This window comes from Actinoplanes derwentensis (assembly GCF_900104725.1).
Taxonomy (GTDB): domain Bacteria; phylum Actinomycetota; class Actinomycetes; order Mycobacteriales; family Micromonosporaceae; genus Actinoplanes; species Actinoplanes derwentensis.
In genome coordinates, this window is sequence record NZ_LT629758.1 from 4757249 (window position 1) to 4770289 (window position 13041).

General features: G+C 70.3%; 12 protein-coding genes and 1 pseudogene. 6 read left to right on the forward strand and 7 right to left on the reverse strand.

Features of this window, described 5'->3' with window-relative positions; genetic code table 11:
- The first annotated feature begins 2 nt into the window (after positions 1-2).
- From BLU81_RS21145 to BLU81_RS21165, 5 genes are all read left to right on the forward strand, one after another.
- Positions 3-1673: an FAD-dependent oxidoreductase gene (locus BLU81_RS21145; protein ID WP_269461074.1), complete on the forward strand. Its 1671-nt coding sequence runs from the start codon at positions 3-5 to the stop codon at positions 1671-1673.
- Positions 1674-1787: 114 nt separating this feature from the next.
- Positions 1788-3038 (forward strand): hypothetical protein, encoded by a 1251-nt coding sequence (locus tag BLU81_RS21150; RefSeq protein ID WP_157751710.1) that lies wholly within the window; start codon positions 1788-1790, stop codon positions 3036-3038.
- Positions 3035-4009, forward strand: coding sequence for a glutamate ABC transporter substrate-binding protein (locus BLU81_RS21155; protein WP_092546260.1), 975 nt, complete (start codon positions 3035-3037; stop codon positions 4007-4009). The genes BLU81_RS21150 and BLU81_RS21155 overlap by 4 nt, the downstream gene beginning before the upstream one ends.
- Positions 4010-4085: 76 nt before the next feature.
- On the forward strand, positions 4086-4604 hold the full coding sequence (locus tag BLU81_RS21160; RefSeq protein ID WP_092546261.1) for a hypothetical protein: 519 nt from the start codon (positions 4086-4088) through the stop codon (positions 4602-4604).
- Between the two features lie 59 nt (positions 4605-4663).
- On the forward strand, positions 4664-6175 hold the full coding sequence (locus BLU81_RS21165) for a flotillin family protein (RefSeq protein ID WP_092546262.1): 1512 nt from the start codon (positions 4664-4666) through the stop codon (positions 6173-6175).
- On the opposite strand, the gene BLU81_RS21170 is transcribed toward BLU81_RS21165, so the two are convergent.
- From BLU81_RS21170 to BLU81_RS21195, 7 genes and pseudogenes are all read right to left on the reverse strand, one after another.
- Positions 6172-6954 (reverse strand): SMI1/KNR4 family protein, encoded by a 783-nt coding sequence (locus BLU81_RS21170; RefSeq protein ID WP_092546263.1) that lies wholly within the window; start codon positions 6952-6954, stop codon positions 6172-6174. The two genes, BLU81_RS21165 and BLU81_RS21170, sit on opposite strands and share 4 nt — an antisense overlap.
- Entirely contained in the window at positions 6951-7565 is a 615-nt protein-coding gene (locus tag BLU81_RS21175; protein ID WP_157751711.1) for a hypothetical protein, read from the reverse strand. Before BLU81_RS21175 ends, BLU81_RS21170 begins: the two co-directional genes overlap by 4 nt.
- A gap of 29 nt (positions 7566-7594) precedes the next feature.
- A complete protein-coding gene (locus BLU81_RS21180) occupies positions 7595-8752 on the reverse strand; it encodes a lipid-transfer protein (protein WP_092546265.1) in 1158 nt (385 codons plus the stop codon).
- On the reverse strand, positions 8749-9102 hold the full coding sequence (locus BLU81_RS50810; RefSeq protein WP_231954803.1) for a hotdog family protein: 354 nt from the start codon (positions 9100-9102) through the stop codon (positions 8749-8751). The genes BLU81_RS21180 and BLU81_RS50810 overlap by 4 nt, the downstream gene beginning before the upstream one ends.
- A 6-nt stretch (positions 9103-9108) precedes the next feature.
- Positions 9109-10020 (reverse strand): annotated as a pseudogene (locus BLU81_RS21185) (bifunctional MaoC family dehydratase N-terminal/OB-fold nucleic acid binding domain-containing protein); the annotation flags it as partial.
- Between the two features lie 5 nt (positions 10021-10025).
- On the reverse strand, positions 10026-11228 hold the full coding sequence (locus BLU81_RS21190) for an acyl-CoA dehydrogenase family protein (protein ID WP_373873348.1): 1203 nt from the start codon (positions 11226-11228) through the stop codon (positions 10026-10028).
- Positions 11225-12202: an acyl-CoA dehydrogenase family protein gene (locus tag BLU81_RS21195; protein WP_092546267.1), complete on the reverse strand. Its 978-nt coding sequence runs from the start codon at positions 12200-12202 to the stop codon at positions 11225-11227. Before BLU81_RS21195 ends, BLU81_RS21190 begins: the two co-directional genes overlap by 4 nt.
- A 102-nt stretch (positions 12203-12304) precedes the next feature.
- Between BLU81_RS21195 and kstR the strand changes: the two genes are divergently transcribed.
- Positions 12305-12949: a cholesterol catabolism transcriptional regulator KstR gene (gene kstR, locus BLU81_RS21200; RefSeq protein ID WP_092546268.1), complete on the forward strand. Its 645-nt coding sequence runs from the start codon at positions 12305-12307 to the stop codon at positions 12947-12949.
- Positions 12950-13041 lie beyond the last annotated feature (92 nt).

Consider the following 13041-nt stretch of genomic DNA (forward strand, 5'->3'; position numbering starts at 1 on the left):
TAGTGAGGACCGAGGAAGAGTACGACGTCGTCGTGGTCGGCAGCGGCGCGGCCGGCATGACCGCCGCGCTCGCTGCGGCACACCTCAATCTGAGGGCATTAGTCGTCGAGGCGGCGACAAAATACGGCGGCTCGACCGCCCGCTCCGGTGGCGGCCTGTGGATGCCGGGCCCGGAAGCGGCCACTTACCTGAAACACGTTTCAGGCGACGAGGTGCCGTCGGCCCGGCGGGACGCGCTGCTGGAGCACGGTCCGGCGGTGCTGAACTTCGTCCGCGATCACACGCCGCTGCGATTCATGCGGGTTCCGGGCTATCCCGACTACCACCCGGAGGCGCCCGGCGGCCTGGCCGAGGGGCGCACCGTCGAGCCCCGTCCACTGCCCGCCCGCGCGATCGGCGCCGATCTGGACGATCTGGCCGGGCCCTACCGCGCGGCACCGAACGGGATGGCGGTGACCGCCGTCGACTACCGCTGGCTGTCGCTGGGGTTCCGGCATCCCCGGTCGGCGCTGACCGTGATGCGGCTGATGGCCGGCCGGCTTCGAGGGCGACGGCTGACGATGGGCCAGGCGCTCGCCGCGGGTCTCCGGGCCGGACTGCGAGCGGCAGGTGTTCCGGTGCTGCTCAGCACCCCGATGACCGAGCTGGTCACGGACGGCGGGCGGGTCACCGGTGTCCGCTGCGGCGAGCGGACCCTGCGGGCGCGGCGCGGGGTGATCCTGACCGCCGGCGGGTTCGAGCACAACGAGCGGCTTCGCCGTCGACACCAGGGCTTGGGTACGGGGTGGACGGTCGGCGCCGTCACCAACATCGGTACGGCCATCGAGGCCGGTCAGGCACTCGGGGCAGCCGTCGACCTGATGGACGAGGCGTGGTGGGGCCCGGCCCTGCCGTTGACCGGCGGCCCGTACTTCTGCCTGGCCGAACGCAACCTCCCCGGCAGCCTGATCGTCGACGGCACCGGCCGTCGCTTCGTCAACGAGGCCGCCCCGTACGTCGACTTCGTCCACACCGTCCTGGGCCGCACCGCAGACCGCACCGCAAGCCAACCCGCTGACCGCACCGCAAGCCAACCCGCTGACCGCACCGCTTCCGGACGGGTCGGGAAGCCCGCCGGAACGCACCAGCCCACCTGGCTGATCTTCGACCGCACCTACCGGGACCGCTACCTGTTCGCCGGTCGCGCTCCGCGCACCCCACTCCCCCGCCGCTGGTTCGACGCCGGCGTAGCCCATCGAGCCGACACCCTGGTCGAACTAGCCGGGAAGACGGGCCTACCACCCGAGGAGTTGAAACAGACGGTGCAGCGGTTCAACGGTTTCGCGGCGACCGGCCGGGACGAGGACTTCGGCCGGGGTGAATCCGCGTACGACCGCTACTACGGCGACCCCCGCCAGCACCCGAACCCGTGCCTGGGACCGTTGCTGCGCCCACCGTTCCACGCGTTCACCCTGGTCCCCGGCGACCTGGGCACCAAGGGCGGCCTGCGCACCGACGAACACGCCCGTGTCCTGCGCGCCGACGGCACCCCGATCCCCGGCTTGTACGCGGCCGGCAACACCTCGGCCTCGGTGATGGGCCGCGGCTACGCCGGAGCCGGCGCCACCCTGGGCCCGGCCCTGACCTTCGGCTATCTGGCCGCTCTGGACCTGGCCACCCCGGGACCCGCGTGACGGAGTCGGGAGTGGACTCCACTGCTTAGGGTGTCGATGTCGCTGCAAGGCGTGTGCATCACTCTGGGGGTGAGCGTGTCGACCCAACTGACGCCGGCCGGGATCATTCGGCGGATGACCACTCCGCAACTGTATTGGCTGGTCGCGATCGGGCTGGTGGTTCTCGGGGTGCTCACCGGGGCGACCGCGGTGGGGGAGGTGCGGGGGCGGGTCGCGACGATCGGCGAGATCGGCGGAGTGAGCGGGCCGATCAGTGTGGACGCGCAGACGCTGTACCGGGCGCTGGCCGACGCGGACGCGACCGCGGCTACCGCGTTCCTGACGACCGACGGCGAGTCCGCCGAGCTGCGGACCCGCTATCTGGACGACATCGCGAAAGCCACCTCCGCGCTGACCGTGGCGTTGCGGGGCGCCGACGACGAGGACGCCGGGCAGTTGCGGGTGGTGGCCGATCAGCTGCCGGTCTACACCGGACTGGTGGAGACGGCCCGGGCGAATCAGCGGCTGGGGGTGCCGCTCGGTGGCGCCTATCTGCGGGAGGCGTCGGGGCTGATGCAGCAGACGATTCTGCCGGCCGCCGCGACGGTGTTCGACCGGACGAACCGGCTGCTCTCGGTCGAGCACCGGGCGGCCGGCGGTTTCCCCTGGCCGGCGGCGCTGTCGGTGCTGCTGGCCGGGGTGGCACTGGTAATGGCGCAGGTGCTGGTGTCGCGTCGCAGCCGGCGGACCTTCAACCGGGGACTGGTCGCGGCGAGCCTGGTCACCGTGCTGGCCCTGCTCTGGTCGGGGGTCGCGCTGGGTGTCTCGGGACGGCACCTGGGCACCGGCGAGCGGGACGGTGTGAATCTGGTGCGGCTGCTGGCGAACGCCGGCCGGGCCTCGTTGCAGGCTCGGGCGAACGAGTCGCTGACGCTGGTGGCCCGGGGTGGTGGTGCCGAGTTCGAGAAGAAGTTCGCCGGGCAGCTCGACGAGCTGATCGGCAAGGACGGGCGCGGCGGGCTGTTCGCGCGGGCGATCGAGCTGGCGCCGTTCACCGACCGCCGGGTGATCGACGACGCCCGGGACGAGGCGGTCGCCTGGCGTGGCCTGCATGAACAGGTGCGGGCCGCGGATGACGGCGGGGACTGGAACAAGGCGGTCGAGCTGGCCACCCAGACCGGTTTCAGCGGTCTGCCCGCGATCTTCGGCCGGCTCGACAAGGCGCTGTCCGACGCGCTCGCTCTCGGCAACAGCCGGGTGGAGCGGCAGGCGGAACTGGCCGGTGCGACGCTCACCGGTTTGACCGCGGGTCTGGTTCTGCTCACCGCCGGCCTGGTGGCGGGTGTCGTGCTGGGGTTCCGTCCGAGGATCGGAGAGTACCGATGAGGGTCCGGGTGGTGGCGGGTGTGCTGGCGGTCGCGCTGACGGCCGCCGGGTGCGGGGCGCCGGAGCAGGCGCGGCCGGTGTCCGCCGATGCCACGGCGTCCGCGCCCCGGCCGGGGAATGTGCAGGATCCGGCCGAGATTCCGAGCCGGGCCCCCGTACCCACGTGTGATCCTCGGGCCAGTCTGCGCCCGGAAGGCGCGCTGCCGCGGCCGGGCGCCATGCCGGCCGGGAGCACGATGGCCGACATCGTGGCGAACGGGCGGCTGGTCGTCGGCATCGACCAGAACGCCTACCTGTTCGGTTTCCGGGATCCGGCGACCGGCGAGCTGGCCGGTTTCGAGGTCGACATGGCGCGGGAGATCGCGCGGGCGCTCTTCGGTGATCCGCGGAAGGTGCAGTTCCGGGCGATCACCACGGCCGACCGGATCCCGGTGCTGCGCAACAACGAGGTCGACCTGGTGATCCGGACCATGACGATGACGTGTGAGCGGTGGCAGCAGGTGTCGTTCTCGACCGAGTACATCGCGTCCCGGCAGCGGCTGCTGGTCCGCAAGGCCGACAAGATCCGCGACTTCGCCGATCTGCACGGCCGGAAGGTGTGCGCGACCCGCGGCAGCACCAGCATCGTCACGATCCACGAGCAGCCGGGCGATCTGATCCCGGTCAGCACCGACAGCACCCTGGACTGTCTGGTGATGCTCCAGCAGCACCAGGTGGATGCGGTGTCGACGATCGACATCCTGCTCGCGGGGCTGGCCGCGCAGGATCCGACGACCATGGTGACCGGGAAGCCGGTGTCGAACGAGCCGTCCGGGATCGGCATTCCGAAGAACAAACCGGACATGGTTCGGTACGTCAACGGGGTGCTGGCGACGATGCGCGCCGACGGCACCTGGACGCGTGTCTATGACCGTTGGTTGCGGGCCCGGCTGGGTCCGGCCACCCCGCCGAAGGCCGTCTACCAGGATTGATGGTCGGACGGCCGACACCACGGGGTAGCTCTGCTGGTCTACCCTGACCGGACCGGATGAACGGGGGAGATGACCGGTGCTGACGGCGACCGTGGTGTTCCTGGTGATCGGTGGCGTGGCCGTCGCGGCCCTGGCGCTGGCCCTGCTCGGTGGCGAACTACTGCATTTCGGTCATCCGGATTCCAGTGGGCCGGTGTCGCTCGAAGTGGTGGCCGGTTTCCTCGGAGCGTTCGGTTTTGTCGGTGCCGCCGCGTCCGAGCTGCTCGGTGCCCGTACCGCCGCGGTGATCTCGATCGCAGTCGCGATCGGTGCGCTGGCCGCCTTTCCGGCCGCCTGGCTCGCGTGGCGCCTCTCCCGGGCCGCGCGCGACATGCGCACCGACGCCACCCCGCAGCGGGCGCACCTGGTCGGCTCCCTCGGCACGGTCGTCACCTCGGTTCCGGCCGGGTCCGGCTACGGCGAGGTGACGTTGCGCCTCGGCGGCCAGCCGGTCAAGGTCTACGCACGGTCGGACCGCGCGATCCCCACGGGTGCCCAGGTCTTCGTGATCGAGGCGCCCAGCGACACCAGTGTCGTGGTCGAGCGAACCCCTTAGAACGTCAGAACGAACCTCCTCAAAGGTCGAAACAAACCCCTCAAGGCGGGAAGGCCTAAATGTCTGGATTGTTGTACGCGATCGCCGGTGTCGTCCTGCTGATCGTGCTGGTTGTGGTGTTCGTGCTCTCCCGGATCAAGGTGGCCGGGCCGAACGAGGCCTTCATCATCACCGGCCGCAAGGGCAAGACCACCCAGGGCCTGGACGGTACGAGCAGCACCGACATGTCCGGCCAGAAGGTCGTCATGGGCGCGTCGGTGTTCGTGCTGCCGATCGTGCAGAAGCTGCAGTCGCTGGACCTGTCCAGCCGCCGTATCGACGTCGGCATCAAGGGTGCGGTGTCCAAGCAGGGCATCCGCGCCGAGCTGCACGGTGTCGCCATCGTCAAGGTGGGTGGCACCGAGGGTGCGATCCGGGCCGCCGCCCAGCGGTTCCTGCACCAGCAGTCGGAGATCGAGGACTTCACCCGTGAGGTGCTCGCCGGCGCGCTGCGGTCGATCGTCGGCCGCCTCACCATCGAGGAGATCATCCGGGACCGGGCGGCGTTCGCCAGCGCGGTCGCCGAGGAGGCCGAGCACTCGATGACCAACCAGGGTCTGGTGCTCGACACGTTCCAGCTGCAGGACATCCTGGCCGAGGGCTCGTACCTGCAGGACCTGGGCCGTCCGGAGGCCGCTCGTGTGCTCAAGGACGCGGCGATCGCCGAGGCCCGGGCCCGGCAGGCCGCCGAGCAGGAGCGGCTGCTGGCCGAGGAGGCCATCGCCGAGGCGAACCGGAACCTGTCGCTGAAGCAGGCCGGTATCCAGGCCGAGATCGACGCGGCGAAGGCCCAGTCGGCCGCCGCCGGCCCCCTGGCCCAGGCCGAGCGGGACCAGAAGATCCTGGCCGAGCAGCAGAAGGTGGCCGAGCAGAACGCCGAGCTCAAGCAGCGTCAGCTCGACACCGAGGTCCGCAAGCCGGCCGACGCCGCCCGGTACCGGGTGGAGCAGGAGGCCGAGGCGAACCGTAGCGCCGCCGTCCTCCAGGCCGACGCGCAACGACAGGCCACCATCGCCGCCGCGCAGGCCCAGGCCGAGACCGCCCGCCTGACCGGTGAGGGCGAGCGGGCCCGTCGTGCCGCGCTGGCCGAGGCCAACGCGATCGAAGGTCTCAAGGAGGGTGAGGCCGAGAAGGGCCGCCGTTCCGCGATCGCCGAGGCGATCGAGCGTGAGGGTGCGGCCGAGGCCGCGGCGATCCTGGCCAAGGGTCAGGCCGAGGCCGAGGCGATGGCCCGCAAGGCCGAGGCGTTCGCGACGTACGGTGAGGCAGCCGTCATCGACCTGCTCGTGAAGGTGCTGCCGCAGGTCGTCGAGGCGGCCAGCGCCCCGCTCGGCAACGTCGACAAGCTGACCGTCATCTCCACCGACGGCGCCACCTCGCTGACCAAGTCGGTGGCCGGCAACGTCGCGCAGGGCCTGCAGATCGGCAGCGACCTGACCGGCATCGACCTGACCGGGCTGCTGTCCAAGCTCGGCGCGGGTGCCAAGCTGAACGGCGACCAGCCGGCCGTCGAGGCCAAGACGCAGGGCTAACGAAGCGACTGACCTACCAGATGCCGGCCTGCCAGCGTCACCACCAGGTGATGCAGCAGGCCGGTTTCGTATCTCCGGCCGCCGATCCGCAGACCGGAGATCTCCCAGTCCAGGATGTAGGCGATCTCGTCACCGTCGGGGGTGGCGCCGACCGGCAGCAACTGGTGGTAGTCGCCGAGCGGGAACATCGGCCCGGCGATCGGCCGGCGCAGGGTCACCGGTTCGAAGAGGATGAACGCGGCGCTGATCGGAACGGTGCCGTACTGGTTCATCAGCCAGCGGTAGTCCTCAGGCAGTTCGACGCCGATCCGGGCGGTCAGCGCGTCCCAGTCGACCGGCGCGTGCCCGAGCGGCGGCCCGGCCAGTTCGGCGAGACGTTTCGTCAGGTCAGCGCCGTAGGCGAAGGACACCTCGACGATCACCGGCACGTCGTCGCCGTCGGACACCACGGCCAGGACCACCGCCCAGTACCCGGCCCGCAGCCGCGCCCGCGCCGGGGAGAGGTCCCGCTCGTCCCGGTCGAACCCGCCGCCCTCGGGCAGGCCGAGCTGCCGGGCCATCTGGTGCACCACCGTTTCGGCGGCGGCGAAGGCCGCCGGATCCGCGGGCAGGCCGAAGCCCGGCAGGTCGACGATGATCCGGCCGTCGTCGGCCCGCACGGACAGACCAGCCGGTTTCGGAAGCGAAGCCAGCACCGACTTCAGAGCGGCGTCGTCCACCGGATCGGTCAGCGGGGTCAACCGGCGGGCGATCTCCCGGAGGAACTCGACGGCGGTCATGCGATCGCCAGACAGTCGGCGGACGTGGTCGCCGCCCGGTCGACCTGCTCGAAGGCACCGCCGTCGAGCAGGTAACGGTAGGTCAGCTTGAGTTTGGGGCAGGCGTTGCTGTCGGTGCCGCCGGTACCGTACGCGGTCACCGTCACCACCTGCTCCTTGACCGCCATCCCGATCACCCACGGCTGGTCGGTGGGCCCGGCGTCGGTCAGGATCGGCGCACCGACCCGGACCGGTTCCGCAGCCGGTGATGCCCCGTCGAAGACCTCGATGGTCGACGGGAAGTAGGAGGTGGACGCGTCGCAGGTGCGGGCCACGAGCGCGTCGGCCGTACCGTCGCCGGTGAGGTCTCCGGTCGTCACGAGTTGCACGAGCGCCTCCTGTTCCGGGTTCTTGCACGCCTCGATGAAGGCGTCCCAGTCGCCCTCTTCGCCAACGCTCGCCAGAGTGCCGCTCGGGTCCTCGGCCTCGACCGAAGGGTCACCGACCGGCGGGTCACCGACCGGCTCGGCCTCAGCCGTCTCGGAAGCGACGGGCGAGGGCTCCGTCTCGTCGCCGTCCGAACAGCCGGTGAGTAACACCAGCGCCACCAGCAGAGCGGCCTTCTTCAGCACCACGATCTCCCCCTAGATGTCACCACAGCCTAGGGGTGCCGATCCACCGGTTCCAGAAGAAGAGCGCTGGTGGGAACCCCCGTTCCGGCGGTCACCAGGACCGGTCCAGCACCGGGGACCTGGTTCGCCGCGGTGCCCCGAACCTGCCGGACGGCTTCGGCAATGCCGTTCATGCCATGGATGTACGCCTCCCCGAGCTGCCCGCCGTGCGGGTTCACCGGCAGCCGCCCGCCGAGTTCGATGCCACCGTCCGCGACGAGATGCCGGGCTTCGCCACGGCCACAAAACCCGAGTTCCTCCAACTGCATCAGCACGTACGGGGTGAAATGGTCGTAGAGCACCGCCGTCCGCACATCAGCCGCGACATGACCGGACTGTGCCCACACCTGTCGCGCCACCACCCCCATCTCCGGCAGCTCGGACACCGGCGACCGGTAGTAGCTGGTCATCACGTACTGCCCGGTCCCGCTGCCCTGGGCCGCCGCGGCGATCACCGCGGGCTGGTTCCTCAAGTGGCGCGCCCGGGCCAGCGAGGTCACCACCACCGCGACCGCCCCGTCGCTCTCCTGGCAGCAGTCCAGCAGCCGCAGCGGTTCGGCGATCCACCGGGACGCCCGATGCTCGTCGAGCGTGATCGGCCGCCCGTGGAACCAGGCCCGCGGGTTGGTGGCCGCATGCCGCCGGGCGGCCACGGTGACCCGCCCGAAGTCGTCCGGGCTCGCCCCGAAGTCGTGCAGGTAGCGGCGCGCCACCATGGCGACCTGCGCGGCCGGGGTCGCGAGCCCCATCGGCAGATGCCAGCCGGCGTCGGCGTCCGGAGACGCGAAAGCCTGCCCGAAGCGGCGGCCGGACCGTTCGTTCAGCGCCCGGTAGCAGACCACCACGTCGGCGATCCCGGCGCTGACCGCGAGCACCGCCTGCTGCACGATCGCGCAGGCGGCGCCGCCGCCGTACCCGATCCGGCTCAGGAACGTCAGCTCACCGGCACCGATCTCCCGGGCCACCGCGATCTCGCTGTTGGCGTCCATGGTGAAGGTGACCAGGCCGCCGACGTCCGCAGGTGCCAGCCCGGCATCGTCCAGGGCGGCGCGGATCGCCTCGACCGCCAGCCGCAGTTCGGACCGGCCGGAGTCCTTGGAGAACTCGGTGGCGCCGATCCCGGCGATCGCGGTGCTCCGGGCGATCACGACGTCACCTCAACGACACCGGAGACGTGCAACCCGGTTGCGGTACGACCGGTGACCTCCACCCCGTGCGGAAAGACCTGACCGGTGAACGTCAGCGTGTCGTAGGCGTGGCAAGGCGCGCCCAGCCGGATCCGGATGCTCCTGACCACGGTCGCCGGGCCGAGCCGGTCGGTGACGAACCGTTGCACCAGCCCTGTCGTGGTCAGGATGTTGAGGAAGATGTCCCGGCTGCCGAGGCGGACGGCGGCGTCCCGGTCGTGGTGCACGTTCTGGTGGTCGCGGGTCGCCAGGGCGGTGGTGACGATCAGAGTCGGCGTGACCTCCAGGGTCCACGGGTCCAGGGTCGGCACGTCCGGGCGCCAGACCGGCAGACGGTCGTCGAAGAACACCCGCACCGGGTCGCCGATCGCCGGACGGGGGCCGCGGTACTCGCCCACGATCCGCACACCGTCGACGTCGACCAGGGCGACCGTGAACGGGCCGCGCCGGCCGGGGACCGGTGGATGATGGTGGACCACATAGCTGTGGATCGTTCCCACGCCGCCGGACACGTCGTACTCCATCTTGAACGAACCGCACACCGGGCAGGCCGGGCCGGGCGGGTGACGCCGCTCGCCGCACTCGCCGCAGCGCTGCAGGCGCAGTTCGCCGGCCTCGACGCCGGCCCAGAAGAAGGCATTGTCGGCGGTGATCACCGGCTGTAGCCGTTCGGCCGGGATGGTCGCCGGTTTCGGACCCGGCTTGTAGCGCAGGATCCGGAACGTCATCTCGGCGACCGGTTCGTCCCCCACCAGCCAGGTGCTGACCGTGGTGACGAACCAGCCGTCGCCCAGCGAGGTCTTCTTCGGTCCGGCAACCGATTCGAGGCGACTACGAACCGTGACCTCCTCACCGATCCGGAGCGCCCGATGGTAGGTCTGCGCACTGTCAGTCGCAATGACAGCCCCAAATCCCGCGTCGTCCAGCAGCGCCGACATCACTTGCAGCGGGTCCTCGTCCCCGCCCGTCGCATCCCCGCCCACCGGGCCATCGGGCGCGGGGCCATCGCCCACCGGGCCATCGTGCGCGGGTCTCAGGCCGCGCATCGTCCAGACCTGGATCATCGCCGGCGGTGCGATCCGCTTCCGCTCGTAGGCCGGATTGTCGTCACCCATCGCCTCCAGCCAGGTCCGGATCATCGGCAGGTTGACCGGGTCCCGCGCGAACCGGGCAGCGGTCTCACCCGCGTCCCGCAGCCGCTCCGCCGCCGCGATCAGACCGTCGACCATGGCCATCACCTCGGCACTCTCGGCAGGCCCAAGCCCGCGGCGGCGATGATCTCGCGCTGGATCTCATTGACACCACCACCGAACGTCAACACGAGATCACGACGTTCATGTACGTCAAGCCAGTCAAGTAGTTCAGCCGTCAACGGATCACCTGGATCACCGTGCCGGGCGACCACCTCGGACAGCTCCCGCAGAACCCGCAGCAGACGCTCGGACGAGAAGACCTTGGTCGCGGAAGCGTCAGCCGGCCCCGGTGCATCCCCGATGACCTGCCAGTTGAGCAGTTCGTTCACGCGATGCGCGGCGTGGGTCCGGGCCAGCGCGCGGCGCACGTCCGCCTGATTCTCAACCCCGCTGTGGTACGCCCACTCCCGCACCCGATCGAACAGCACTCCAAAACGCCCGGCCGGCCCGAGCATGACCCGTTCGTGGTTGAGCTGGGTGGTGATGAGCCGCCACCCGTCCCCCTCGGCCCCGACCCGACGGGACACCGGAACCCGCACCCCACTCAGATACGTCGAGTTGACATGATGCGTCCCGTCACACGTGATGATCGGCGTCCACGTGTATCCAGGATCGCTCGTATTGACAATCAATATGGACAGTCCACGATGCCGATCAACCGATGTACGACAGGCAAGCCACAGGTAGTCAGCGTCATGGGCACCAGTGGTAAACGTCTTCTGCCCATCCACCACGTATTCGCCACCACCACCGGCATCACCGCTGGCGGCGGTGCTCGTGTCGGTACTTGTGGCGCCGCCGTTCTCGCCGCTCGTGTCGGTGCTGTGGAACACCGCTCGGGTTCGCAGGGCCGCCAGATCGGTGCCGGCTTCCGGCTCGGTGTAGCCGATCGCGAAGTGCAACTCCCCCGCCAGAATCCTCGGCAGGAAGAACCGTTTCTGCTCCTCGGTCCCGTGCGCGAGCAGGGTCGGCGCGACCGTCTGCAGGGTGACGGCCGGTAGCGGCACGTCCGCGCGCGCCGTCTCGTTCACGAATATCTGCTGTTCGGCGTGTCCGAGTCCACGCCCGCCGTACTCGACCGGAAACCCCAGCCCGAGCCACCCGTCCCGACCGAGGCGGGACACCAGCTCCCGAAACGCGGGTCCATGCCGCTCCCGCAACAGCACACTCCGCTCCGCGGGCGTCACCACCTTCCGCAGATACGCCCGCAGCTCGTCGCGGAGTTCCCGCTGTTCGTCGCTCAGTTCGATGTACACAGTCGCTCCCCCAGAACGGTGAGCCGGTGTTCGCCGCCGCCGAGAAACCGCACCAGATCCAGGATCAGCGCGGTATGCCGGTGCAACGGGTACTCGATCGACAACCCGAGCCCGCCGTGCAGGTGGTGACAGGTGCGCACAGCGGCCGGCGCCTCGGCGGTGAACCATTGCGCTGCCACATCCAGATCGTCGCCGGCGTCCCGCCCGGTACCGAGCCGCCAGGCCGCACTGAGCGCCGCGAGATGCAGAGTCCGGCCGGCCACGTAGACGTCAGCGATCTGCTGGGCAACGGCCTGAAAAGTGGCGATCGGCCGCCCGAACTGCTCCCGCGTCCGCACATGCTCCGCAGTGAGCGCAAGCGCCCCATCCAGCGCCCCGTCGCCAAGGGCACAAGCCCCGGCAACGGCATTCCGATGCAGGTCAACATGGACCTCTGCGCCGCCGAGAGGTTCAGCCGCCACCCGGTCCAACCTCAGGACCCCGCCGTCGATGTCCGTGCCGTCGATCATCACGACTCCGGGGCCGGCGACCGTCACCAGGATGCGGTCGCCCGCGACCACTCCGGTCTTCACGCCGGTGACCGTGCCGTCAGCGGCGAGGGTGGTGCGAGGCGCGACCGGGAGTGGATCGCCCGGTTCCGCGACGGCGATACCGAGAGTGCGCCCGTCGAGCAATTGGTCCTGCTGACGTTCACTGCCCCAGCGCGCCACCACAGGAACGCCGATGGCCAGGTGCGACAGGGCCGGGATGTCGAGGGCGTGCCGGCCGATCTCGGTGAGCACGAGCACGGTCTCCAGCGCTCCCAGTCCGGCACCACCGAGCCGCTCCGGAACCGCGAGGGTGAGCAGACCCGCCTGACCGAGCGCGGCCCACGCCGTCCCGGAATCGGAACCCGCGTTCTTGAGCACGACGGCGGCCAGATCGATGATCGCCTGCTGGGTCTCGTCCGGACGAAAGTCCATACGGCAGATTAGAACACGTTTCAGTTTGAGGCCGCCACCACCGGGTGACACAGAGCCGCAATCCGCCGTTGCTACCCTGGATGGACCATCTAGGGGGCGACCATGGCAACTGCGAGAACGGGTACCAGCACGCGCGCCGCTCTGGCCGGCGCGGAGGCCGAGCAGGGTTCGGCGGCGCAGCGTGACCGGCGCCGGCGCATCCTGGAGGCGACGCTGGCGCTGGCGTCCAAGGGTGGCTACGACGCGGTGCAGATGCGCACGGTCGCGGAGAAGGCGGGCGTCGCCCTCGGCACGCTCTACCGCTACTTCCCGTCGAAGATCCACCTGCTGGTGTCAGCGCTCGCGGTCGAGTTCGAGACGATCCAGGAGAAGATCGGGCGCAAACCCATTCCGGGCGACACGCCGTACGATCGCACCCTCTTCGTCCTGGGCCGGATGACCCGGACCATGCAGCGGGAGCCGCTGCTCGCCGAGGCCATGACCCGGGCCTTCATGTTCGCCGACCCGTCGGCGTCGGCCGAGGTCAACGCGGTGGCCCGGCTGATGGAGGAGATGTTCACCCGCGCCATGCACGACGGCAGTGGCGCGGAACCGACAGCCGACGACCGGGCCAAGGCCCGCGTGATCGGCGACGTGTGGCTCTCCAACCTGGTGGCCTGGGTGACCCGCCGAGCCTCCGCCAACGACGTGGTGAACCACCTGGAACTAGCCACCCGCCTACTACTGTCACCCCCTTCCCCCAACTAGCCCACACCTCCCCCGCACGGCAGCCCTGCACGAACCCCAACCCACCACAAAAGGCCACCGCGGTTCCGGCGTGGTGAACTGGGGTTCGGGGT